Origin of the sequence: Plasticicumulans lactativorans (assembly GCF_004341245.1) — a bacterium.
Taxonomy (GTDB): domain Bacteria; phylum Pseudomonadota; class Gammaproteobacteria; order Competibacterales; family Competibacteraceae; genus Plasticicumulans_A; species Plasticicumulans_A lactativorans.
This window is the reverse complement of record NZ_SLWY01000002.1, coordinates 94,623-117,398: the sequence shown is the minus strand read 5'-3', so window position 1 is coordinate 117,398 and position 22,776 is coordinate 94,623. Positions and strand designations below refer to the sequence as shown.

At 73.6% G+C, this 22,776-nt stretch carries 20 protein-coding genes; 2 read left to right on the top strand and 18 right to left on the bottom strand.

The window, feature by feature from the left end; genetic code table 11:
- Positions 1 to 3: 3 nt before the first annotated feature.
- Positions 4 to 765 (top strand): outer membrane lipoprotein-sorting protein, encoded by a 762-nt coding sequence (locus EV699_RS01685; protein ID WP_132538315.1) that lies wholly within the window; start codon positions 4 to 6, stop codon positions 763 to 765.
- A gap of 21 nt (positions 766 to 786) precedes the next feature.
- Here EV699_RS01685 and EV699_RS01680 read toward each other — a convergent pair whose 3' ends face one another.
- A complete protein-coding gene (locus EV699_RS01680; protein ID WP_132538313.1) occupies positions 787 to 1,995 on the bottom strand; it encodes an ABC transporter permease in 1,209 nt (402 codons plus the stop codon).
- Positions 1,996 to 2,005: 10 nt separating this feature from the next.
- Entirely contained in the window at positions 2,006 to 6,817 is a 4,812-nt protein-coding gene (locus EV699_RS20475; protein WP_132538311.1) for an efflux RND transporter permease subunit, read from the bottom strand.
- Between the two features lie 120 nt (positions 6,818 to 6,937).
- Between EV699_RS20475 and rnt the strand changes: the two genes are divergently transcribed.
- Positions 6,938 to 7,582, top strand: coding sequence for a ribonuclease T (rnt, locus tag EV699_RS01670; RefSeq protein WP_132538309.1), 645 nt, complete (start codon positions 6,938 to 6,940; stop codon positions 7,580 to 7,582).
- A gap of 16 nt (positions 7,583 to 7,598) precedes the next feature.
- On the opposite strand, the gene pip is transcribed toward rnt, so the two are convergent.
- From pip to EV699_RS01590, 16 genes are all read right to left on the bottom strand, one after another.
- Positions 7,599 to 8,573, bottom strand: a complete 975-nt coding sequence (gene pip / locus EV699_RS01665) for a prolyl aminopeptidase (protein ID WP_243662522.1) — start codon at positions 8,571 to 8,573, stop codon at positions 7,599 to 7,601.
- Positions 8,574 to 8,580: 7 nt separating this feature from the next.
- Positions 8,581 to 9,030 (bottom strand): cache domain-containing protein, encoded by a 450-nt coding sequence (locus EV699_RS01660; protein WP_132538307.1) that lies wholly within the window; start codon positions 9,028 to 9,030, stop codon positions 8,581 to 8,583.
- 42 nt (positions 9,031 to 9,072) lie between these two features.
- Complete coding sequence (locus EV699_RS01655) at positions 9,073 to 9,327, bottom strand: DUF779 domain-containing protein (RefSeq protein WP_132538305.1); 255 nt, start codon at positions 9,325 to 9,327, stop codon at positions 9,073 to 9,075.
- A gap of 90 nt (positions 9,328 to 9,417) precedes the next feature.
- Positions 9,418 to 10,938 carry an acetaldehyde dehydrogenase ExaC gene (exaC, locus tag EV699_RS01650; protein WP_132538303.1) on the bottom strand — a complete coding sequence of 507 codons (1,521 nt, stop codon included), beginning with the start codon at positions 10,936 to 10,938 and terminating at the stop codon, positions 9,418 to 9,420.
- Positions 10,939 to 11,196: 258 nt separating this feature from the next.
- Positions 11,197 to 12,003: an ABC transporter permease gene (locus tag EV699_RS01645; RefSeq protein WP_132538301.1), complete on the bottom strand. Its 807-nt coding sequence runs from the start codon at positions 12,001 to 12,003 to the stop codon at positions 11,197 to 11,199.
- On the bottom strand, positions 12,000 to 13,175 hold the full coding sequence (locus EV699_RS01640; protein ID WP_132538299.1) for an ABC transporter substrate-binding protein: 1,176 nt from the start codon (positions 13,173 to 13,175) through the stop codon (positions 12,000 to 12,002). The genes EV699_RS01645 and EV699_RS01640 overlap by 4 nt, the downstream gene beginning before the upstream one ends.
- Before the next feature lie 58 nt (positions 13,176 to 13,233).
- Positions 13,234 to 14,211, bottom strand: a complete 978-nt coding sequence (locus EV699_RS01635; protein WP_132538297.1) for a PQQ-dependent catabolism-associated beta-propeller protein — start codon at positions 14,209 to 14,211, stop codon at positions 13,234 to 13,236.
- 13 nt (positions 14,212 to 14,224) lie between these two features.
- The gene (locus EV699_RS01630; protein ID WP_132538295.1) at positions 14,225 to 14,971 is read right to left on the bottom strand and encodes an ABC transporter ATP-binding protein; all 747 of its coding nucleotides are present in this window, start codon (positions 14,969 to 14,971) and stop codon (positions 14,225 to 14,227) included.
- Positions 14,964 to 15,692 carry an ABC transporter ATP-binding protein gene (locus EV699_RS01625; RefSeq protein WP_132538293.1) on the bottom strand — a complete coding sequence of 243 codons (729 nt, stop codon included), beginning with the start codon at positions 15,690 to 15,692 and terminating at the stop codon, positions 14,964 to 14,966. The genes EV699_RS01630 and EV699_RS01625 overlap by 8 nt, the downstream gene beginning before the upstream one ends.
- Positions 15,689 to 16,444: an ABC transporter permease gene (locus EV699_RS01620; RefSeq protein WP_132538291.1), complete on the bottom strand. Its 756-nt coding sequence runs from the start codon at positions 16,442 to 16,444 to the stop codon at positions 15,689 to 15,691. Before EV699_RS01620 ends, EV699_RS01625 begins: the two co-directional genes overlap by 4 nt.
- Positions 16,444 to 17,424: an ABC transporter substrate-binding protein gene (locus EV699_RS01615; RefSeq protein WP_243662521.1), complete on the bottom strand. Its 981-nt coding sequence runs from the start codon at positions 17,422 to 17,424 to the stop codon at positions 16,444 to 16,446. Before EV699_RS01615 ends, EV699_RS01620 begins: the two co-directional genes overlap by 1 nt.
- Positions 17,421 to 17,993 (bottom strand): rhodanese-like domain-containing protein, encoded by a 573-nt coding sequence (locus EV699_RS01610; protein WP_165903987.1) that lies wholly within the window; start codon positions 17,991 to 17,993, stop codon positions 17,421 to 17,423. Before EV699_RS01610 ends, EV699_RS01615 begins: the two co-directional genes overlap by 4 nt.
- A gap of 5 nt (positions 17,994 to 17,998) precedes the next feature.
- Positions 17,999 to 18,952, bottom strand: coding sequence for a quinoprotein relay system zinc metallohydrolase 1 (locus EV699_RS01605; RefSeq protein ID WP_132538287.1), 954 nt, complete (start codon positions 18,950 to 18,952; stop codon positions 17,999 to 18,001).
- The gene (locus tag EV699_RS01600) at positions 18,952 to 19,704 is read right to left on the bottom strand and encodes a quinoprotein dehydrogenase-associated SoxYZ-like carrier (protein WP_243662520.1); all 753 of its coding nucleotides are present in this window, start codon (positions 19,702 to 19,704) and stop codon (positions 18,952 to 18,954) included. Before EV699_RS01600 ends, EV699_RS01605 begins: the two co-directional genes overlap by 1 nt.
- Before the next feature lie 2 nt (positions 19,705 to 19,706).
- Positions 19,707 to 20,555, bottom strand: a complete 849-nt coding sequence (locus EV699_RS01595) for a substrate-binding periplasmic protein (protein WP_132538285.1) — start codon at positions 20,553 to 20,555, stop codon at positions 19,707 to 19,709.
- A gap of 89 nt (positions 20,556 to 20,644) precedes the next feature.
- The gene (locus EV699_RS01590) at positions 20,645 to 22,420 is read right to left on the bottom strand and encodes a methanol/ethanol family PQQ-dependent dehydrogenase (RefSeq protein WP_132538283.1); all 1,776 of its coding nucleotides are present in this window, start codon (positions 22,418 to 22,420) and stop codon (positions 20,645 to 20,647) included.
- Positions 22,421 to 22,776 lie beyond the last annotated feature (356 nt).

Below are 22,776 nucleotides of genomic sequence, written 5' to 3'. Positions count from 1 at the left end.
CCGATGAACACGTCGCTGTCGCACCTGCTGCGCGTGGCCCTCGCCGCCGCCGGCCTCTGCCTGCTCACGCCGGCGCTGGCGCAGGAGGTGGATCTCGAAGCCCTGAACCTCGTCGAAGCCGCCGACCGCGTGCGCTTCCCCGCCGAAGGATTCGAGGTCGGTGTGCACATCACCTCGAAGACCGGCACGCGCGATCCCGAGGAACGCGAGTATCTGGTGCGGTCCAAGGGTAACGAAAACACGCTGGTGATCACCACAGCACCGGCCTCCGAGAAAGGCCAGGTGATGCTGATGCGCGACCGCGACCTGTGGATCTACATGCCGCGCCTGTCGCAGCCGGTACGCCTGCCGCTGGCCCAGCGCCTGACCGGGCAGGTCGCCAACGGCGACCTCGCCCGTGCCAACTTCACCGGCGACTACAACGCCCGGCGCGTGCGCGAGGAGGTCATCGACCGCAAGACCTACGTGGTGCTCGAGCTCACCGGCATCGACGGCACCGTGACCTACCACCGCGTGCTCTACTGGGTCGAGAAAGGCACCAGCCGCCCCTACAAGGCCGAGTTCTACGCCGTCTCCGGCCGCCTGCTGAAGACCTGCCTCTACCGCAACTACAAGAGCGTCAACGGCGTCACGCGGCCGACCCAGCTGGTGATGACCGATGCCGTCAAGCGCGGCGACGAGTCGGTCATGGACTACGGCGACATCCGGCTGCGCGAGCTGCCCGACAAGATGTTCACCAAGGACTACCTGAAGAAGCTCGACTGAAGCCGCCACGCGCCGCATCGCTCAGATGCGCCGCAGCGCTTCGACGATCGGCAGGCGCGACACCCGCGCCGCCGGCAGCAGCGCGGCGCACACCGCCGCGACCAGCCCGATCGCCAGCGCCTGCAGCACCGCCACCGGCACCACCCGCACCAGCGCCAGGTAGCCCACGTTGCTGTTCGGCGGCGGCGGCATCGGGATGCCGATGGCGCTGATCAGCTGCGCCAGCCCCACCCCCGCCGCCGCGCCGAGCACGCTGCCGAGCAGCCCGCTGAGGAAGTTCTCCAGCACCAGCAGCCAGAACACGTCGCGGCGGCGGTTGCCGAGCGCGAGCAGCGTGCCGATCTCGCCGGTGCGTTCGAAGATGTTGATGTTGACGCTGTTGGACACGCTCAGCGCCACCATCACCAGGATGATGAGCTGCAGCACGCCGAACTGCGCGCGGTACATGTCGACGGTCTTGCGGTAGAAGTCGGCGAGCTCCTCCCATGAGCGGATCGCGAGGCCCTGCCCGCCGAACGTGTGCCGCAGCTCGGCGAGCACCGCCGGGGTGTCCTCGGTACGGTGCAGCGCCACCACCACGGTGTGCACCGCGCTCACCGCCAGCGCCTCCTGCGCGGTGGCGAGCGGCAGGCGCATCGCCCGCGCGTCGTAGTCGATCGAGAAGCTGCGGAACACCCCGACCACTTCCAGTTCCACGCTGTTCATCGCCCCCTCCGCAGTGGCGAGCAGCAGCGTGACGAAGTCGCCGGGCTTGACGCCGAGCGCGCGCGCCAGCCCCTCGCCGAGCTCGGCGGCGAAGCGGTCGTCGGCGCCCAGGCGGCGGCCGTCGATCAGCGTGATGAAGCCGCCGACCGCCTGCTCCTTCTGCGGCTCGACACCCTCGCCGAGCACCGGCAGCTCGCCGCGGCCGTTGCTGAGGCTGCCGGTCAGGTTGACGCGCAGCATCGCCTCCTTGACCGCCGGCATGCCCTTGATCGCGGCCACCACCTGGCGCGGGTTCTCCACCATGTAACCGTAGGGCTGGCGGCTGCGGTACTCGAAGTAGCCCTCCTTGGCGATCTGCACGTGGCCGAGCCCGGTCTGCACCGTGCTCTCGCGCAGCTGGATGAAGATGTCCTCGACGAAGCCGCCGCTGAGCACCAGGCTGATCACGCCGAAGGCGATCGCACCGAGCGTCAGCGCGGTGCGCAGCTTGTGGCGGCTGAGGTTGCGAAAGGCGAACTTGAGCACGGCGCGTCCCTCAGCGGTTGTGACGCAGCGCGTCGACGATGACCAGGCGCGAGGCCTTCCACGCCGGGTACAGCCCCGACAGCGTGGTGGCGACCACCGCCAGCGCGAAGGTGGTCCAGGCGAGCTCGGGCGTGACCAGGATCTCGGCGACGAAGCCCTTGTCCATGCCCGGCGGCGGCGGCATCGGGATGCCCACCGTCGACAGCACCGCGGCGGCGAGGATGCCGAGCGTGCAGCCGGCGAGCGCCCCGGCGAGCCCGAGCACCAGCGCCTCGAGGCTGAACAGGCGCAGGATCGAGCGCGCCCGCGCGCCCAGCGCGCGCAGCGTGCCGATCTCGCCGGTGCGCTCCATCACGTTCATCATCAGCGAGTTGGAAATGCTGAGCACGATGATCACGGCGATCATCAGGCGCACCACGTTGATCTGGCGCGAGAACAGCTCCGCCGACTTGTTGTAGAAGTCCGACAGCGCATACCACGGCACCGCCTGCAGATCGCCGCCACCGCCACGTTCGAGCCCCTGGCGCAGCTGCGCGAGCACCGCATCGGTGGCGTCGGTGTCGTCGAGCAGCACCACCCAGGTGTGCACCCCCTCCACCCGCAACAGCTCCTGCGCGTACTTCAGCGGCATGCGCAGCGCGATGTCGTTGATCGCCTTGGTCGCCGTCGAGAACAGCCCGGCCACGGCGAGCTCCACCGCGTTGAAGCCGCCGTCCTGCGTGGTGCCGGTCAGCACCAGGGTGTCACCCGGGCGGATGCCGAGGGTGTCGGCGAGTCCGGTGCCGATGATCACCTCGGCGGCATCGGCCGCGCCGAGCCCGCGCCCGGCGACGATGCGGTAGTCGACGCTGATTGCCGCCTCGCGCTCGGGGTCCACGCCCTGCGCGATGTATGGCACGGTGATGTCGCCGTAGCTGACCAGCCCGCTGAAGGCGAGCCGCGGCGCGATCACCTTGACGTGCGGCAGCCCGCCGAGCGCCTTCGGCGGCGTGCCGTCCTGCAGGAAGCCGTAGGGATCGGCGGTGCCCTTGATCAGGTAGTCGTGCCTGACCACCTGGATGTGGCCGAGCTGACCCTGGATCGCCGCCTCGCGCGTCGCCCACAGGATCCACTCGATGAATCCACCGGCGAGGATCAGCGCCACCGCGCCGAAGGCGATCGCGGTCAGCGCCGTCGCCGAACGCTTGCGGTGGCGCACCAGGTTGCGCAGCGCGATGACGACGTCGTAGGCACCGACCGGCGCCCGCTGCGAGCGCGCCACGCGCCGCGCGGCACGCCGCGGCGCCGCCGCCTCGCGCCCCGGCAGCGGCGGCAGGCGCAGCGGCCCCTGCCAGGCGACCGCCGCCGCGCCCGCCGGCGCGCCGGCCACCGCCCCCGTCGCCCCGCGCTGCGCGTCGGCGACCGCGCGCGTCAGCGCGGCCAGCCGCGGGTGTTGCGGCTCAAGCCGCGTCGCCTGCGCCAGGTGGCGCTCGGCGCGCTGGTGCATGCCGAGCTCCCATTCGGTCGCGCGCTGGTAGCGCAGCAGTTCGTCGACCAGCTGCAGGTGCAGCTCCGCGCTCTGCGGCGCGCGCCGCGATGCCTCGTCGAGCGCGCGCACCGCGCCGACGTGGTCGCGCGCGGCGCGGGCGACGCGGGCGCGTTCGAGCAGCGGGCGCAGCGCCGGCTCGGCCTCGGCCAGCGCGGCCAGCGGATCGGGCGGCGGCGCGCTCGGCGCGACACGGCGCCGCCACCAGGCGGCGAGGCGGGTGCCGGAGCCGGCCTCGTCGGCCACCGTGGTCAGCGCGGCGTACAGCGCCGGCACCACGTAGAGCGTCAGCAGCGCGGCGAGCGGTGCCGCCACCGCGAACGGTGCCGCGAACTCGGTCCACACCGCTGTCGCGCCGAAGCCAGCGGCGGCGAGCACGCCGAAGCCGGCGGCGAGCGCCAGCGCGCCGGCGAGCGTCGGCACCAGCCGCTGCCGCGCCGCCGCCACCGCGGCGCGGGCGATGTCGCCACGGCCGTGCACGCGCGCGTTGCCGAGCGTCACCTGCGCGATGAAGGCGTGCAGCGTCAGGCCGAGCAGCGCGAGGCCGAGCGGCGCGGTATGCGCGCCGAGGCTCTGGCGCGTGATCACCAGGCCGGCGACCAGCGCGATCAGCGCCACCGGCACCGCCGCGAGCACCACGAAGGGCTGGCGGTAGCTGCCGAAATGCGTGGCGAGGATCAGGTAGCCGAGGCCGGCGCCGAGCACGAACAGCGCGGTCAGCGCCTGCAGCCCCTGCTGCAGCTCGGCCACCGGGCCGCCGCGGGCGAGCTGCACGCCGGGGAAGCGCGCCGCGAAGTCCGCCTCCCACCAGCGCGTGACGACCTGGTTGGCGCTGTAGGCATTGGTGCGCGAGCGGTCGATCTCGGCCTCGACGGTGATCGCGTGGCGCAGGTCGTAGCGGCGGATGCTGCGCACCGCCGGCCGCGTCTCGGCCTCGACCAGCTCGCCGAGCGCCACGCTGCGTCCGTCGGGGAGCGCCAGGCGCCGGGCGAGGAAGGCGTCGACGTCGTCGCCGGCCTTCCGCCCCGTCACCCGCACCGCCAGCGGCTCGCCGCCGTCGCGGGCATAGGCGACCACCGCACCGCCGCCGAGCAGGCGCAGCTCGCGCAGCAGCTGCCCGCCCGACAGGCCGGCGGCGCGCACCGCGTCGGGCTTGAGCCGCAGCACGCGCTCGGTGAGCACGCCGCTGTCGTCGTCGCCGATGTCGTACACCGCCGGCTGCGTGCGCAGGATGTCGATCACCGCATCGGCGGCGCGGCGCACCTCGCGCGGATCGTCGCCGCGCAGGATCAGGCTGATCGGCCGCGGCGCCGGGCGGCCCTCGTCGTAGCGCACCAGCGCGGTCTCGACCACGCCGGGCACCGCGTCGAGGCGCCCGGCGAGCGCCGCCATCGCGTCGCCGAGCAGCCAGCGCCCGCGCGCGTAGGGCTGCAGCGTCACCACCACCTGGCCGATGTGCTCGGCCTGCACGGCGTCGCGGTCGGTGTAGCGCAGGCCGGCGTAGCTGACCGTGGTCGCCAGTTCCGCGGCGGGCAGCGCCGCGCGCACCACGTCCTCGATCGCCCGCGCGGCCGCCTCGGTCTGTTCGAGGTGGGCGCTGGCGGCCAGCTCGAAGTCGATCGCGAAGCTGCGTGCATCGGCCGGCGCCAGCGGCGCCACCCGCACCAGGCCGCCGGCGAGCGCCCCCACCGCGCCGACCACCAGCACCGCGAGCAGCAGCAGCGGCAGCGCCGGCCGCCGCAGCGTGGCGATCACCAGCCGCGCGCCGGCCTGCATCAGCGCAAAGGCCGCGTGCTCGCGCCGCGCCTGCGCCGGGCGGCGACGTTCGAGGCCGAGGCGCGTCACCACCGCGTGCCCGGGCAGCAGCCAGAGCACGAAGGCGAGCAGCGCGCCGAGCACGAGCGCCAGCACCGACGCGGTGCCCGACCCCGGCACCCCCTGGGTGCGCGACAGCACCAGCGGCAGCAGCGTCACGAACAGCGTCAGCGCCGCGGCGACCAGCGGCGCGGCGGTTTCGCCGACCGCGCCGAGGGCGGCGTCGAGCGCCGTCACGTCGCGGCGCAGCCGGCGGTAGAGCGCGTCGAGCAGGGTCACGACGGCACCGACCAGCACGCCGATGCCGGCGAGCAGCGCGAGCAGCACGCCGACGTTCAGCGTGTGGGTGGTGAAGCCGAACAGCCAGAACGCCGTGGCGACCACGCCGACCACGCCGACCCCGGCGAGCAGCGCGAAGCGCGTACCGAAGACGAACCCGAGCACCGCGACCAGCGCCAGCGCCGCCGGCAGCGCCGTGTGCTCGAGCGTCTCCAGCGCGGCGCGGCTGCCGCGGGTGCGGTCGTCGAGCCATTCCAGGCGCACGCCGCCCTCGCCCCGGCGCGCGCTGAACGCGGCCTGGAAGGCGGCGAGGCGGTCGCCGAGCTCGATCGCGCCGACCTCGGGCTTGCGGTACACCGCCACCAGCACTGCCGCCGCGTCGCCGACGGCGACGCGCTGGCCGGTCTCCTCGAGGCCGCGCCCGAGCGCGGCGACCTCGCCGAGGTGCAGGCCGCGCTTGCGCGCCGCCGGCAGCGGCAGCGCGGCGAGCGCGGCCGCGTCGGCGACCTCGGCGACGCTGTCGACCGGCACCGTCTGCGAGCCGAGCTGCACGCCGCTGCCGCCGCTGCGCGCCAGATGCGCGGCGACGCCGTCGGCGAGCGCGCTCGGCGCCAGGCCGGCGGCGGCGAGCGCATCGGCGTCGAAGCGCAGTTCGAGTTCGGGCGCGCGCGCGCCGGTCAGCGTCACCCGGCCGACGCCGCCGATGCCTCCGAGCTCGCGCACCAGCGCCAGCGCCTCGGCGCGCAGGCGGGCCGGGTCGCCGCCGCCGTAGAGCAGGAACTCCGCGGCGGGGCGCCGGCCGGCGTCGGCGACCTCGTCGAGGCGCGGCCCCTCGACCCCCGCGGGCAGGCGCTCGCGCACGCCCTGCACCGCCCAGCGCAACTCGTCGATGCGGCTCTCGACCACCGCGCGGTCGCGTTCGCGCAGGCGCACCAGCACCCGCGACACCTGCGCGCGGCTGCTGCTCGCGACGTAGCGCACGTCGGCCACGCCGCGCACCGCGCGCTCGATCGGTGTGGTGATGCGCGCCTCGATCTCGGCCGCGGGTGCATCGGCGAGGCGGGTGACGATCTCCACCGCGGTGAACGGCGCGCGCGGTTCGAGTTCGCGCGGCAGTTGCCGGTAGCTCAGCACGCCGACCACCAGCATCAGCAGCAGCGCGGTGTTGGCGAGGAAATGGTTATCGAGCAGTCGACGCAGCATCCTGGCAGGTCTCGGCAGGGGGAACGGCGGACGCCACAGGCGCGGCGCGATCGCCAGATTCTAGTCGGCGGTCCCGCCGCCGCCATCGGCGCCGCGGCGAGCGGTGGTATCCTCGCGCCGATGAACGAACCCTCTCCAAGCTCCCCGATCGCCCGCCGCTTCCGCGGCTTCCTGCCCGTCGTCGTCGACGTCGAGACCGGCGGCTTCAACCCCGCGACCGACGCCCTGCTCGAGATCGCCGCGGTGATCCTGCGCATGGACAGCGACGGGCGCCTGTTCCGCTACCAGACCCTGAGCCACCACGTCGAGCCCTTCCCCGGCGCCAACCTCGAAGCGGCGTCGCTGGCGGTCAACGGCATCGACCCGCACCACCCGTTCCGCTTCGCGCTGCCGGAAACCGAGGCCCTCGGCAACGTGCTGCGCGAGGTGCGCCGCCACGTGCGCGAAACCGGCTGCACGCGCGCGGTGCTGGTCGGCCACAACCCGGCCTTCGACCTGTCGTTCCTCAACGCCGCCGTGCTGCGCTGCGACGTCAAGCGCAACCCCTTCCACCCCTTCAGCACCTTCGACACCGCCACGCTGGCCGGCCTCGCCTATGGCCAGACCGTGCTCGCCAAGGCCGCGCAGGCGGCCGGCATCGACTGGGACACGCGCGAGGCCCACTCGGCGATCTACGACGCCGAGCGCACCGCCGACCTGTTCTGCAACATCGTCAACCGCTGGAAGGAACTGGGCGGCTGGGTGCCCGACGACTCGCGCGGCTGACGCCGCGCAGCACCGCTCACACGCGCTGCAGCAGGTCGCGCGCGGCCTGCACCCAGGCGGCGCGCATCGCCGGCTCGCCCAGCACGTGGCCGACGCCATCCAGGCAGCGCAGCTCCGCCATCGGCCACAGCGCGTGCAAGGCCTGCGCCTGCGCGAGCGGGCAGACGCCATCGTGCGTGCCGTGCAGCAGGATGCCGGGAATGCCGGCGAGCGCAGGTGCGTCGCGCAGCACGCGCCCGGCCTCGATGAAGCAGCCGTGGCGCACGTAGTGCGCCTCGATGCGCGCCTGTGCCAGCGCCTGCGGCGTCGGCGCGGCGGCGGCGGCGGCGCTGCCGACCAGCGCCGCGCCCCAGGCCTGCCAGGCCTGCGCGGCGGCGGCGGCGGTCGCGGCATCGTCGCCGGTGAGGCGACGGTGGAAGGCCGCCACCGGGTCGGCACGCTCGGCGACGGGCAGGTGGGCGAGGAAGGCGTGCCAAGCCGCCGGGCGCTCGCGCGCCACGCCGTCGGCGCCGTAGACCCAGGCGATGTCCTGCGCGCGGGCAAGGAAGGTGCCGCGCAGCAGCAGGCCGCGGCAGCGCTCGGGGAAGGTCTGTGCGTACAGCAGCGCGAGCGTCGCGCCCCACGAGCCGCCGGCGAGCACCCAGCGCGCGATGCCGAGCCGCCGGCGGATGACTTCGAGGTCCTGCAGCAGGTCGGCGGTGGTGTTGGCGCAGAGGCCGCCGAGCGGCGTGGAACGCCCGGCGCCGCGCTGGTCGACGAACACCGCGCGCCAGTCGTGCGGCTCGAACAGCGCGCGCTGCCAGGGCTGGCAGCCGGCCCCCGGGCCGCCGTGCAGGAACACCACCGGCACGCCGTGCGCGTCGCCGCAGTCCTCGACGTGCAGGTAATGGCCGCCGCCGACCGGCTGGCGCCACACCGCCCGCGGCGCCACGACGACCGACGGCAGCGCGGCTGGGGCCGGCCCGGCGGCGGAACCGTCGGCGTTGATCACGGCGCGCTCACGGCCGGTAGTAGCCGACGCCGAGCACCAGGTCGCCGACCCGCTTGACCAGCGAGATCTTGTGCTCGATGCGGTTGGTCTTGCGATCGAGCCAGGTGTACTCGACCGCGCCTTCGCCCTTGGTCTTGGCCACGTCGAGGATCGTCGCCGTGACCGGCGTGCCAGCGGCGTCGCGCAGATCGCGCGCCGGGGAGCCGACCAGCTTCGGGTTGGCACCGCTCGCCCGGTAGGTGCCATCGAGGTCGAAGGCGAACACGTACAGCTCGTCGGCGATAAACGGGCCCTTGGGGTCGTTGTAGGCGGCGAGCGCCGCCTCCGGGCCCTTCGTCTCCAAGTAGGCGACGGCGCGATCGAGCAGCGTGCGGGCGTCGGCGGCGCCGTGAGTCTGCGCCTGCGCCGCGGCGCCGAGGCCGAGCAGCAGGGCGAACAGCAGCTTGCGAATGGTCATGGATGATGCTCCTCGGACATGCGTAAGGGATGCGCCGCGGCCCTAGCCGAGCGGCGCGAGGGTGGCGGGTTCGGCGTCGCCGCAGAGCCGCGAGCGGTTCAGGAAGCGCAGCCCCTCGGCCCCTCCGAGCGCGGACATGCCGACGCGGAACCCGCCGAGCGGGTAGCACCTCGGCGCGCTGCCGTCGCAGCCGCCGCCGGACGGGTGGAGCGTCAGCGGTCCGTGGCGCCCGGCGAGGCGCGCGATCCGTTCGAGCGCAGCGGGCGTGGCGACGACGCGGGGGGCGGGCTCGGGCATGGCGCCTCCTGGAAGTGGAGCCGGCACGCAGGCGTGTGCCCGCGTACCGGCGGGCGGCGGACCGGCCCGCCCGCCGCGGCTGGCACGGCCTCAGAAGAAGCCGAGCGGGTCCTTGCTGTACGAGACCAGCAGGTTCTTGGTCTGCTGGTAGTGGTCGAGCATCATCTTGTGCGTCTCGCGACCGATGCCGGACTGCTTGTAGCCGCCGAAGGCCGCGTGGGCCGGATAGTGGTGGTAGCAGTTGGTCCAGACGCGACCGGCCTGGATGCCGCGGCCCATGCGATAGGCGCGCACGCCGTCGCGGGTCCAGACGCCGGCGCCGAGGCCGAAGATCGTGTCGTTGGCGATCGCCAGCGCTTCGGCCTCATCCTTGAAGGTCGTGACCGACAGCACGGGGCCGAAGATCTCTTCCTGGAAGATGCGCATCCTGTTGTGGCCCTTGAACACCGTCGGCTGGATGTAGTAGCCGCGGCCGAGTTCGCTGGGCAGCACGTTGCGCTCGCCGCCGATCAGGCACTGCGCGCCTTCCTGCTTGCCGATGTCGATGTACGACAGGATCTTTTCGAGCTGGTCGGTGGACGCCTGCGCGCCGACCATCGTCTCGGTGTCGAGCGGATTGCCCTGCTTGATGCGGCTGACGCGCTCGACAGCGAGGGCGAGGAACTCGTCGGCGATCGACTCGTGCACCAGCGCGCGCGACGGGCAGGTGCAGACCTCGCCCTGGTTCAGCGCGAACATCGCGAAGCCTTCGAGCGCCTTCTGGCGGTAGCTGTCGTCCTCGGCCAGCACGTCGTCGAAGAAGATGTTCGGGGACTTGCCGCCGAGTTCCAGCGTCACCGGGATGATGTTCTCGGTCGCGTACTGCATGACCAGACGGCCGGTGGCCGTCGAGCCGGTGAACGCGATCTTGGCGATGCGCTTGCTGGTGGCGAGCGCCGCACCGACCTCGCGGCCGAAGCCGTTGACGATGTTCAGGGTGCCGGCCGGCAGGATGTCCTGGATCAGCTCGGCGAGCACGAGGATCGAGGCCGGGGTCTGCTCGGCGGGCTTCAGCACGATGCAGTTGCCGGCCGCCAGCGCCGGAGCGATCTTCCACGCGGCCATCAGCAGCGGGAAGTTCCACGGGATGATCTGACCGACGACGCCGAGCGGCTCGTGGAAGTGATAGGCGACCGTGTCGTGGTCGATCTCGCCGATCGAGCCTTCCTGCGCGCGGATGCAGCCGGCGAAGTAGCGGAAGTGGTCGATGGCCAGCGCTGTGTCGGCGGCCATCGATTCGCGGATCGGCTTGCCGTTGTCCCAGGTCTCGGCGACGGCGAGCATCTCCTGGTTCGCCTCCATGCGGTCGGCGATCCTCAGCAGGATGTTGGAGCGCTCGGTCGGCGAGGTCTTGCCCCAGGCGTCCTTGGCGCGGTGGGCGGCGTCGAGCGCGAGTTCGATGTCGGCGGCCGACGAGCGCGGCACTTCGCAGAACACCTTGCCGTTCACCGGCGACACGTTCTCGAAGTAGCGCCCGTCGACCGGCGCGATCCACTCGCCGCCGATGAAGTTGCCGTAACGGGCCTTGAAGCTCACCTTGGCGCCGGGCTGGTTGGGCTGCACGTAGATCATCTCGACATCTCCTCTGGTTTATGGATCAGCGCGCCGCGTCCCGCGTCGGTTGCGGACGGGGCTTCGCGAATGGCGCTGGGCCGTATCAAACAAGAGTGATGCCATAATCAATAAATCATTGATTTTTAATGAACAACAAACCTGATCGCGGGCATTTCCGGGTATGCCGGGGGGGTTGTCGCCGCCGCCGAGGCCCGCGGCCGTCCTGCCCGGCGCAGCGGGGCGCGACACCTGTCACGGTTCCGGGACAGCGCCTGCTCAGGCCGGCGGTGCGCGCCGGCCGAGGCCGCGCTGCGGGTCGTAGCCGCGCGCAGCGAGCGCGAAGAACGCCACCAGGCTCGCGCCGACCACCGCATAGGCGATGCCGTCGAAACGCCCGTAGAGCGCGTGGCGGATCGCCTCGACGGCGTGGGTGAAGGGGTTGAGGCGCGCGAGCTGCCACACCGCCTCGGCGCCGGACTCGCGCAGCTTCCACAGCGGGTACAGCGCCGAGGAGACGAAGAACATCGGGAAGATCACGAAGTTCATCGTGCCGGCGAAGTTCTCCAGCTGGCGCACGTACACCGACAGCAGCAGCCCGAGCGCGCCGAGCATCATGCCGCCGAGCACGATCGCCGGCATGGCGGTGAGCCAGCCGGCGAACGGGATGCCGGCGTCGAACAGCCAGGCGATGGCGAGGAAGGCGTAGGCCTGCAGCACCGACAGCAGCGTGCCCGCCGCGAGCTTGCAGAACAGCAGCCAGGCGCGCGGCAGCGGCGCGGTCAGCAGCAGCCGCATCATCCCCATCTCGCGGTCGTAGACCATCGCCAGCGAGCTCTGCATGCCGTTGAACAGCAGCACCATGCCGACGAGCCCCGGCACGATGTACTCGCGGTAGCTGATGTAGGTCTCATACGGCGGCACGATCGCCACGCCGAAGACGTTCTGGAAGCCGGCGGCGAAGACGATCAGCCACAGGCTCGGCCGCACCAGCGAGGACAGCAGCCGGCCGTACTGGCGCAGGTACTTCGCCAGCTCGCGCCCGGCGACCGCCTGCAGCGCGCGCAGCGCGTGCGCCGGGCTCATGGCCGGCACGCCGATTCGGGGCGGTCCGGCCCGAGGGTGTCGAGCGCGTTCACCGGGTGCAGGAAGCCGTCGATCGGCGCCGCCGCGGCCACGCCGTTGCCGTGGGCGAGGAACACCGGCTGGCGCAGCTGCCCGTCCCACGGCCGGAACGACAGCCGCGCGCCCTTGAAGCCGTCGATCACCGCATCCGGGCCGCGCAGCCAGGCATCCATCGCCGCGGCGTCGGCCGGCGCGCGCAACGCCGCCTCCACCACCGCCTTGACCGCCACCCAGGCGGCCCAGTCGGTGCCGGTCATCGGCCGCTGCGCGTGGCGGCGGAAGCGGCTTTCGAGCTGCGGCGCGCCGTTGCGCTCCCAGGCCCAGTGCCAGGCCTCGGCGACCAGCCCGGCCGAGCCCACCACCGGCCGCGGCAGCACCGTGCGGTACTGCGCGTCGCGGGCGAACTCGCCGTCGCTGTCGGCGACGTAGACCGCGTCGTAGTCCTCGCCGGCGCTGAGCAGCGCGATGTTGCCGAGCTCGCGCTCGCGCGGGTCGTTCGACAGCCGGAACGGGCGCTCGGCGGCGAGCTTGAGCCCGAAGCGCTTCGCCGCCGCGGCGAAGGCATCCATGCGCGCGCGGTCGGCCGGCGTCGGCCCGACCAGTGCCAGCACCCTGCGCCATTTGCGTGACACCAGGTACTGCGCGAGCGCGTCGGCAGCCATCGCCTCCGATGGCAGCGTGTGCAGCAGGTGCGCCTGGCACTGCGCGCCGCGCAGCGCGTCGGCGGCGGCGCTGACGTTGATCAGGGTGACGTCGCGCCCGCGCGTGGCGGCGGCGAGCGCGGCGAGCGGCGCCGCCGGCAGGTCGACCAGCACGAAGTGCGCGCCCTGCGCGCGCAGGGCGTCGAGCGCGGCGGCGAGGCCGTCGGCAGCATCGGCCTCGACCGCCACCAGGCGCAGCGCGAGCCCCTGCGCCTGCGCGCCGAAATCCGCCTCGTCGAGCGCCACCTCGGCACCGGCGAGCGGCCGCCCGCCCGGCTGGCCCTGGTAGCGGTGTTCGAGCTGGCGCGCGTCGTAGCGCGCATCGTCGGCGAGCGCGAGGTAGCCGATCAGCAGCTCGCGCGCCCCGGCGCCGGTGGCGGCGAGGCAGAGCAGGCCGGCGAGCGCGGCCCGCCGCAGGTATCCGAAGCACATGGCGGTCACCCCAGGGGCGGTCGGGCAGGGAACGCCGCCGGCCGGGCGGCGGCGGGGTTCAGTCGTCGATCACCACGGTGTGCGGCACGCGCCCGGCGCGCAGCGCCTTGAGCGCGCGCCGCGCCGCGGTGTCGACCACCGAGACGTCGTCGCTGAGGCCGTTGGCGACGAACAGCCGCGCCTCGGCGCGGTCGAGCGCCACCCCCCAGGCGCGCTTGCCGACCAGCACGTAGTCCTGCACCGCGCGGCTGGCGACGTCGACCGCGGCGACGTGGTTGGCGCGGCCGAGCGCGACCCAGGCGGTGCGGCCGTCGCGCGTCATCGTGATGCCGACCGGCGTGACGTCGTCGGCACGGAAACCCTTGGGCTCGAACTTCACCGTGGCGAGCACCTTGAAGCTCGCGGTGTCGATCACGCTGACGCTGCCGCCGAGCTCGTTGGTGACCCACAGCTCGCGCCCGTCGGGGGTGGCGGCGAAGCGGCGCGGGCGCTGGCCGACCACCACGTTGCCGACCACCTTGCCGCTGGCGACGTCGACCGCGTGCACCATGCCGGCGACCTCCGAGCTCACGTACACGGTGCGCCCGTCGCTCGCCGCCAGCACCCCCTCGGGCTCGGCACCGACCTTGACCTCGCGCACGCGCCTGCCGCTGGCGAGGTCGATCACGCCGAGCGCGGCGTCCTCCTCGTTGGAGACGTACAGCGTGCGCCCGTCGGGGCTGAGGTCGAACATCTCCGGGTCCTCGCCGACCGGCACGCGCTCGACCACCTCGAGCCGCGCGACGTCGATCACGTCGACCCGGCCGGCATCGCCACAGGCGACGAAGAGGCGCCGGTGCCCGGCGTCGAACTTCATGTCGCGCGGGCGCTTGCCGGTCCTGATCACCTTGACCACGTCGAACGTGCGGCCGTCGAGCACGGTGACGGCGTGGTCCTTCTCGCTGCTGATGAACACGTAGCCGGTGTCCTTCGCGAGCGCGGGTGCGGCGGCGAGCGCGGACAGCACGGCGAGGACGGCGAAGAGGCGGGTCGGCATCGGGCATCTCCTGCTAGGGCGCGGGCGCGGTGAGGGCGAGGAAGGCATCGGCGAGCGCGGCAGCGCCGGCCTCGGCGCGCAGCCCCGCCGGCGGCCCGGCGTAGCGCACGCGGCCGTGGTGCAGCACCACGACGCGGTCGGCGGCCTCGGCCTCGTCGACCAGGTGGGTCGCCCACAGCACGCCCAGGCCGCGCTCGGCGCACAGGCCGTGCACCTGTTCGAGCAGGTGGCGGCGCGCCGCCGGGTCGAGGCCGACGGTGGGCTCGTCGAGCAGCAGCAGCGCCGGCTCGTGCACGAGCGCGCGCGCGAGCTCCACCTTGCGGCGGTTGCCGCCGGAAAGCGCGCGCGCCGGCTCGCGGGCGCGCTCGGCGAGCCCCTGGCGCGCCAGCTCGGCGTCGATGCGCGCCTGCGCGTGCGCCGGCGCCAGGCCGTGCAGGCGCGCGTGGAAGCGCAGGTTGGCGAGCACCGTGAGGTCGAGGTCGAGCGTCGGCTGCTGGAACACGATGCCGGTGCGCGCGAGCGCCGGCACCGGCGCACGCTGCATGTCGCAGCCGGCGACCTCGACCTGCCCGGCATCGGCGACGAACAGCCCCGACAGCACCTGGAACAGCGTCGACTTGCCGGCGCCGTTGGGGCCGAGCAACGCGACGAACTCGCCGCGTCCGACCGCGAGCGTGACGCCGTCGAGCGCGGTGCGGCTGCCGTAGCACTTGCGCAGGCCGCTGACGGCGAGCAGCGGGGCGGCGTCGGCTTCAGCCATGGTCGAGGCTCCCGGTGAGCAGCCCGGGGTGGGCCGCGAGCAGGTCGGCGGCGTGGCGCGCGACCGCGGCCGGCGCACGCGGGCGCGGCAGCCCGACGCGGTGGTCGAGCAGCACCCGCGCCGGGCGCCCGCCGAGGAACACCACGCGGTCGGCGAGCGCGAGCGCCTCGTCGAGCGCGTGGGTGACCAGCAGCACCAGCGCGCGCGTCGCCTGCCAGTGTTCGAGCAGCAGCGCGCGCAGGCCCGCCGCCACCGGCGCGTCGAGCGACACGAAGGGTTCGTCGAGCAGCAGCCAGCGCGGCGCGATGGCGAAGGCGCGCGCCAGCGCCACGCGCCGCTGCATGCCGCCCGACAGCTCGCCGGGGCGGCGCCCGAGCGCCTCGCCGAGCCCCATCGCCGCGAGCCAGTCGCGCGCGCGCCGCTCGTCGTCGGCACCGTGCAGCACCAGGCGCACGTTGTCGAGCGCCGACAGCCACGGCAGCAGCCGCGGCTCCTGGAACACCACGCCGGGCGCGCCGGGCGGGCGTTCGATGCGCCCGTCGAAGTCGGTGTCGAGCCCGGCGGCGAGGCCGAGCAGCGTCGACTTGCCGCTGCCCGACGGGCCGACCAGCGCGACGAACTCGCCGGGCACGACCGCGAGCCTGAGCCCGGCGAGCAGCGGCTGCGTTGCCCCCGGCCAGCGCTTGGCGCGCACCTCGAGCGCGAGTGCGGCGCCGCTCACCGCCGCCACCCCAGCAGGCGGCGCTCGAGCGGGCGCAGCAGCGCGCCCTCCACCACCAGCACCACGCCAGCGAAGGCGAGCGTGTAGGCGAGGATGCCGGCGATGTCGAAGAGCTGGAACAGCAGGCTCAGCTGGTAGCCGACGCCGCTGGAGCGCCCGAGCAGTTCCACCACCAGCACGATCTTCCAGATCAGTGCGAGGCCGCCGCGGGCGGCGGCGAACACGTAGGGGTAGAGCTGCGGCAGGTAGACGCGGGCGAACGTGCGCAGCCGCGGCAGGCGGAACGCGCGTGCCATGTCGAGCAGCGCGCGGTCGGCCGCGCGCGCGCCCTCGCGCACCGTCACCACCACGGTCGGGATCTTGTTGAGCGCCACCGCCAGCACCGCCGCCACGTCGTTCAGGCCGAACCACAGGTAGCAGAGGATCACCGTCACCAGCGCCGGGATGTTCAGCCCCACCACCAGCCAGGCATCGCAGCAGCGGTCGAGCCGCGGCCAGGCGCCGAGCGCGATGCCGAGCGCGGTGCCGAGCGTGAGCGCCAGCGCGAAGCTCGCCGCCACGCGCGCGAGGGTGACGCCGAGGTGGTACGGCAGCTCGCCGCTGGCGGTGTAGACCCACAGCCGCGCGCCCACCGCGAGCGGCGGTGGCAGCGTCGCCGCCGGCGCGGCGCTGGCGGCGAGCTGCCAGAGCAGCAGCAGCGCGAGCAGCGACAGCGGGCGCAGCGCGCGGTCGATGGCAGCCACGGGCGGCATCAGTCGCGGTATCCGGCCCAGAAGGTGCCGTCGGCGAGACGCGTGGCGTGCCCGACCAGGGCCTCGCCGCCCTCCCCCGCGAGCACGCCGAACAGCGCCGCGGCGCGCTCGCCGTCGGCCGGGCCGACGTGCGCCGGAATGGCCTCGCGGTAGCCGTCGCGCAGCGCGCGGAACTCGGCCGCGTCGGCCGCGCCCAGCAGCGGGCGCAGCGCCTCCCAGGCGGCATCGTCGTCGCGCAGCACGGTCTTGGTCGCACGCACCGCGCGCAGGAAGGCGGTGAAGACCTCGCGCCGCGCCTCGGCGCGGGCGGCGTCGAACACCCAGCCGATCAGCGGCAGCTCGGGCGGCGCGCCGAGCGTGGCGAGCGCGGCGCGCACGTCGGTGAGCCGGCGCATGCCGGCGGCCTCCAGGCGCACGCCGTAGTGCCAGTAGTTCAGCACCGCCGGCAGCTCGCCGCGCAGCAGCAGCGCGTTCAGCAGCGGCGGCGCGGCGTAGGCCGGCTCGGCGAGCGTGGCGAGATCGGCGCCGAGGCTGCGCCGTGCCGCGGCGCGCAGCAGCAGCCAGTTCTTGTCGAGCGCGCCGCCCGCCACCCCCAGGCGCCGCCCGGCGAGGTCGGCGAGCGTGGCGATGCTGCTGTCGGGGCGCACGTACAGCGCGCCGCTCGCCAGCGAATGGGTGACGAAGGCGTAGCCGCGGCCCTCGTCGCGGCTGCGCGACACCCACAGCCAGTCGTCGACGATGAGGTCGACCGCGCCGCCGGCGAGCGCGATGCGGGTCGCCTCCTTGCTCGCGTAGGGCACCACCTCGACCTGCACGCCCTCGCGCGCCGCCGTGCCGAGCGCGGCCATCGCCGCGAGCTCCCAGTGCACCGTGCCCGACTGCATCACCCCCACGCGCAGCCCCTCGGCGGCGCCGGCGGGCGGGACGGCCAGCGCGACCAGCCACAGCGCGAGCCAGGCCAGCAGGCGCCGCGGGCTCACGGCAGCGGCTCCGGCGTCGCCGGCACCAGCGCCCCGCCGGCGGCAACCCAGCCTTCGGTGCCGCCGGGGAACCAGTACACCTGCGTGTAGCCGAGGCGCGCGGCGCGCCGCGCGGCGTTCCACGAGGCCCAGCAGTCCTGGATGCAGTAGAACGCCAGGCCGCGGTCGGGCCGCCCGCCGCTGAGGCGCGCGAGCGTGGCACGCAGGTAGGCCTCGACGGCGGGCGCGAGGGTCTCGAAGCCGACGTTCGGCAGCCAGTACGAGCCGGGGATGTGCTCGCGCGGCGCGCTCGGGATGAACGCCGCGGCGAGCTCGCCGGTGGGTGGGCGCTGCACCGTGGCCATCACGTCGAGCGCCAGCACGGCGCCCTGCGCGAGCAGCTCGCGCAGTTCGGCGGCATCCACGGTGACCGCCTCGGGATGGCGCGCCGGCGTCGCCGCGCGGTACGGCGGCAGGCGGTAGCCGTCGGCACTCATCGTGCCGGGGGCGAGCTCGACCGGGCCGGGCGGGGTCTGCGCGAACGCGGCGGCGCAGGCGGCGAACAGCAGGGCGGCGGAGGCACGCGGCATGGGCATCACTCCGGGGCGCGCGTGCGCGCCAGCGCGGCGCGCTCGATGCGCGGGTAGAGGTGGCTGACCGAGCGCCGGTACTCGGCGCGCAGCAGCGCGAGGTCGGCGAAGCGCTCGGGCAGCGGGGCGTCGAGCAGTTCGGCCATGTCGGCGCCGCGTGCCGCGGCGGCCTCGAAGTGCCCGACCAGCCAGTCGAGGTAGTCGAGATCGTGCGCGAGCACCGCCTGCGCCTGCGCGTCCGCCACCGGCGGCCCGGCCGCCGGCACCAGCCAGCGCGGCGCGAGCGCCTGCAGTTCGAGCAGGCTCGCGCGCCAGGCCGCCGGGTCGGCGTCGGGCGTGGCCGGGGTGCGGCGGTTGAACACGAGCCCGGTGAACAGCGTGCCGGTGTCGACGTCGAACAGCGCGAGGTCGGCCGCGGTGTGGCCGCGCAGCGCGAGCAGGCGCAGGCGGTGGCGGCCGAGCACGCTCTCGCCGGCGGCGACGCTCGCGCTCGGCGGGTAGGCTTCGGTACCGCGCATCGCCGTGCCGACCAGCCGGTAGAGGTTGCCCGCCAGCGTCGCGCCGACCTCGTCGGCGGCGGCACGGGTGCCGGGAAGCGCGTACACCGGCACGTCGGCGAAGGCCTGGTTGCCGAGCATGTGGTCGGGGTGGTGGTGGGTGTTGTAGACCGCCACCACCGGCTCCGCGGTGATGCGCGCGATCGCCGCGCGCAACTGCTCGCCGTAGGCGCGCGACGGCCCGGTGTCGATCACCACCACGCCGGCGCCGGTGACGATGAAGGCGCTGTTGGCGATGTCGCCGCCGTTGGCGGGCGAAAAATCCGCGGTCGCGCCCTCCACCACCCAGGTGTCGGTGGTCAGCGCGCGCGGCTGCAGGCGGTAGTCGAAGTCGGCACCGTGCGCGGCCGCGGCGCACGCCGGCAGCAGCAGCGCGAAGACGCAGGCACGCCACACGGACATCAGTCGACCCTCGCGGCGATCGCGTTGCCGGCGTTGTCGCGGCCGCGCACGACCAGCGGCCCGGCGGCGGCGGGTTCGAGCGTCAACACCGGGTTCTCGGCGAGCGGCTCGAAGGTGTCGAGCACGGCGAGTTCGGCGCCGGCTTCGTCGTAGACGCTCAGGCGCTCGACGAAGAACGCCGGGATGCCGGCGACCAGGCCGGTGTCGTTGGGGTGCTCGATGCGCAGCTTCAGCCGCTGGCCGCCGTCGTGCAGCGGCCAGCGCCGCGCCTCGACGCGGCCGAGGTCGGCGTCGGCCAGCGTCGCGCGGTGCGCCGGCGGCAGCGTGCAGCCGCCGCCGGCGGCGTCGACCCAGGCGCCGCCGACGTGCCAGACGCCGTCGCCGGTCTGCACCGCGACGCGGATCGGCGTCGCCTGCTGCACGCGCACGCGAAAGCCGAGGAACGGCCCGGCGCGGTGCGGCCGGTATTCGAGCACGCGCGGGATCGGGTTGAAGTCGACGAAGGCGAGCACGCGCCGCACGTCGGCGAGCGCCGGCCAGCGCGCCGCCACCGGCACCTGCAGCGAGTCCTCGGCGCCCGGCGGCAGCAGCACCTCGACGCGGGCGTCGAACACCACCGGCTCGTCGTGCAGCAGCGCGTGCTGCATCGCCGGCCACTGCGTCGAGCGCAGCGGGTCAGGCGCCGGCGCGGCGCACGCAAGCGTCGCCGGCAGCAGCAGGGCCGCGGCGAGGACGCCGCGCGGCGCGCGCACCCTCAGCCCCCGCCCGCGCTCGCGATGAGTTCGGCGCCGAGGTGGTAGCGCGCCAGCACGGCCGCCAGCGTGCCGTCGCGGCGCAGCCCGGCCAGTGCCTCGGCGAGCGCACCGCGCAGCGCCTCGTCGTCGGCCTTCACCGCCATGCCGACGTCCCAGCCCAGGCGCTCGGCCTGCGCCGCCGGCAGCGGCGCCACCGCGATGCCGTCGCGCGCCGTGCCGACGCACTGCTCGACCTCGCCGCGCTGCGCCAGCAGCGCCGGCACCTCGCCGGCGCGGAAGGCCGCGCAGGCCTGCGTCGCGCTGCGAAAGTGCACCACCTGCGGGATGTAGGCGCCGCCGGCCGCGCTCAGCAGCAACTGGTCGCCGAGGGTGCGGAACTCGACGCCGACGCGGGTGTGGCGGAAGGCGTCGAGCGAGTCGAGCGTCGGCAGCGCATCGGTGCGTCGCGCCACCGCCAGGTGCTCGCGGTAATACGGCCCGAACAGCGCGACCTGGCGCACCTCGGCCTGCAGCGCCGGGTCGACCGGCACGTGCAGCATCACGTCGGCGCCGCCCCAGCCGAGGTAATGCCCCTTCCACACGCCGTTGCGCAGGTCGTCCTGCACCGATTCGTCCGAGGCGGTGATCGGCTCGAGCGCCAGCGCCACGCCGAGGCGTTCGGCGAGGGCGCGGGCGAGCTCCACGTCGAGGCCGGTGTAGCGGCCGTTCTCGGCGTAGGAGTACGGTGGGAAGTCCTTGTAGACGGCGACGCGCAGCACGCCCTTCTCGCGCACCTGCGCGAGATCGGCGCCCCACGCGCTGGTGACGGCGAGCGCGCACAGCGCGCCCCACAGCAGCGTTCGCTTCATGGCTGGCTCTCCCAGGCTCGGCGCCGGCACCCGGTGGGCACCGGCGCGATGGTTCGGGGGCGCGGCCCGCACGCGGGCCGCGCGTTCGCTCACGCCTTGTGCAGCTTGAACACCCAGAGGCTGCCGCCCTGGTTCAGGTAGTTGACGCGCTTGGCGACCTCGCCGCCCCACAGCGGCACCGCGCCGCCCCAGCCCGAGGGCACGGCGATGTACTGCTCGCCGTCCATCTCCCAGGTGACCGGGCAGCCGACCACGCCCGAGCCGGTCTGGAACTTCCACACCTCCTTGCCGGTGCGCGCGTCGAACGCCTTCAGGAAGCCCTCGGGCGTGCCGGTGAACACCAGGTTGCCGGCGGTGGTCAGCACCCCGCCCCACAGCGGCGCCGGGTTCTTGTACTCCCAGACGATCTTGCCGGTGGCCGGGTCGACCGCGCGCAGCGCGCCGATGTAGTCCTCGTACAGCGGCTTGATGGTGAAGCCGGCGCCGAGGTAGGCCGCGCCCTTCTTGTAGGCGATCGGCTCGTTCCAGATGTCCATGCCCCACTCGTTGGCGGGCACGTAGAACAGGCCGGTGTCGCGGTTGTAGGCCATCGGCATCCAGTTCTTGGCGCCGAGGAAGCCCGGCACCGCGAACACCGACTCGCCCTTCTTGCCGTCGGCGGCCTTGGTCGGATCACCGGGGCGGTTGCCGGTCTCGATCGGGCGGCCGGTCTTCGGGTCGATGCCGCTGGTCCAGGTCTGCTTGGTGACGAAGGGCGAGGCGCTGATCAACTGGCCGTTGGTGCGGTCGAGCACGTAGAAGTAGCCGTTGCGGTCGGCCTTGGCGCCGGCCTTGATCACCTTGCCGTCCTTCTTCAGGTCGAAGGAGACGAACTCGTTGACGCCGTCGAAATCCCACGAGTCGTTCGGCGTGCTCTGGTAGTGCCACTTGATCGTGCCGGTGTCGGGGTCGATCGCCAGCGTCGAGGCGGTGTAGAGGTTGTCGCCGGGGCGCAGGTGCGAGTTCCACGGCGCCGGGTTGCCGGTGCCGATGAACACCAGGTTGGTCTCGGCATCGTAGTAGCCGCCGAGCCAGGTGGCGCCGCCGCCGGTCTTCCACATGTCGCCGGCCCAGGAGGTGCCGGGGGTGCCGGTGACGCCGTTCTCGACCTTCTGGCCGTCCTTGACCATGTAGCCCATGTAGCCTTCGAGCACCGGGCGCGTCCACACCAGCTTGCCGGTCTTGGCGTCGCGCGCGTCGACGCGGCCGACCACGCCGAACTCGCCGCCCGACACGCCGGTGATCACCTTGCCCTTGACGATGATCGGCGCGGCGGTGTTCGAGTAGCCCTCCTTGTAGTCGTCGAGCTTCTCCTTCCACACCACCTTGCCGGTGTCCTGGTCGAGCGCCACCAGCTGTGCGTCGAGCGTGCTGAAGATCACCAGGTTGTCGTACAGCGCCGCGCCGCGGTTGACCACGTCGCAGCAGGGCAGGATGCCGTCGGGCAGGCGGTGGTCGTACTGCCAGAGCTTGGCACCGGTGTGGGCGTCGACCGCGAACAGCCGCGAGTACGACGCGGTGACGAAGATCTTGCCGTTGTAGATCAGCGGCTGCGCCTCCTGCCCGCGCTGCTTCTCGCCGCCGTACGAGAACGACCAGGCCGGCACCAGGTCCTTGACGGTGTCGGCGTTGATCCTGGTCAGCGGGCTGTAGCGCTGGCCCTGCAGGCCCATGCCCCAGCTCAGCACGTCGCCGGGGGTCTGCGCGTCGTTGGCGATGTCCTGATCGGTGACGCCGGCACCGGCCGAGGCGCCGGCGAGCAGCAGCGCGAGGGCGGCCCCGAGCCGGCTCAGGGGCAGGCGGCAGGCGAACGCGGAATCGGTCATGGTTTTCTCCTCTACGGGACGTGCAGTGGTGGGCGTTCCGCTTCTGGTACGAAACGACGAGCGGTTCCCGGTATTGGGCAAGAGCAATGCCAAATGCCTGCACGCGATAAAAAATTCATTATTTATCATACGATTGAATGTATTTTTCGATATTCGACCGAAACTGCGCGGTACACGGGGGCAATCGGCGCACGGTTCGGCATGCCGATACGCTGCGCCGGCGTGACAGGGCGTGACAGGGTGTGTCACGCGCCGTGCAACGGCTCGCCCGCGAGCAACGCTTTTCGTTCCGGTGCACGGGCTTGCGCCCCTTGTAGCGGGTCGGTAACCTCGCCCTTTTTTTTGCGGCGGATGCC

Excerpts from the sequence above, each read along its gene's own strand:
- EV699_RS01685 (WP_132538315.1), top strand. The coding sequence starts at position 4 with ATGAACACGTCGCTGTCGCACCTGCTGCGCGTGGCCCTCGCCGCCGCC.
- EV699_RS20475 (WP_132538311.1), bottom strand. The coding sequence starts at position 6,817 with ATGCTGCGTCGACTGCTCGATAACCATTTCCTCGCCAACACCGCGCTG.
- rnt (WP_132538309.1), top strand. The coding sequence starts at position 6,938 with ATGAACGAACCCTCTCCAAGCTCCCCGATCGCCCGCCGCTTCCGCGGC.
- EV699_RS01660 (WP_132538307.1), bottom strand. The coding sequence starts at position 9,030 with ATGACCATTCGCAAGCTGCTGTTCGCCCTGCTGCTCGGCCTCGGCGCC.
- EV699_RS01655 (WP_132538305.1), bottom strand. The coding sequence starts at position 9,327 with ATGCCCGAGCCCGCCCCCCGCGTCGTCGCCACGCCCGCTGCGCTCGAA.
- exaC (WP_132538303.1), bottom strand. The coding sequence starts at position 10,938 with ATGATCTACGTGCAGCCCAACCAGCCCGGCGCCAAGGTGAGCTTCAAG.
- EV699_RS01645 (WP_132538301.1), bottom strand. The coding sequence starts at position 12,003 with ATGAGCCCGGCGCACGCGCTGCGCGCGCTGCAGGCGGTCGCCGGGCGC.
- EV699_RS01640 (WP_132538299.1), bottom strand. The coding sequence starts at position 13,175 with ATGTGCTTCGGATACCTGCGGCGGGCCGCGCTCGCCGGCCTGCTCTGC.
- EV699_RS01635 (WP_132538297.1), bottom strand. The coding sequence starts at position 14,211 with ATGCCGACCCGCCTCTTCGCCGTCCTCGCCGTGCTGTCCGCGCTCGCC.
- EV699_RS01630 (WP_132538295.1), bottom strand. The coding sequence starts at position 14,971 with ATGGCTGAAGCCGACGCCGCCCCGCTGCTCGCCGTCAGCGGCCTGCGC.
- EV699_RS01620 (WP_132538291.1), bottom strand. The coding sequence starts at position 16,444 with ATGCCGCCCGTGGCTGCCATCGACCGCGCGCTGCGCCCGCTGTCGCTG.
- EV699_RS01610 (WP_165903987.1), bottom strand. The coding sequence starts at position 17,993 with ATGCCGCGTGCCTCCGCCGCCCTGCTGTTCGCCGCCTGCGCCGCCGCG.
- EV699_RS01605 (WP_132538287.1), bottom strand. The coding sequence starts at position 18,952 with ATGTCCGTGTGGCGTGCCTGCGTCTTCGCGCTGCTGCTGCCGGCGTGC.
- EV699_RS01595 (WP_132538285.1), bottom strand. The coding sequence starts at position 20,555 with ATGAAGCGAACGCTGCTGTGGGGCGCGCTGTGCGCGCTCGCCGTCACC.
- EV699_RS01590 (WP_132538283.1), bottom strand. The coding sequence starts at position 22,420 with ATGACCGATTCCGCGTTCGCCTGCCGCCTGCCCCTGAGCCGGCTCGGG.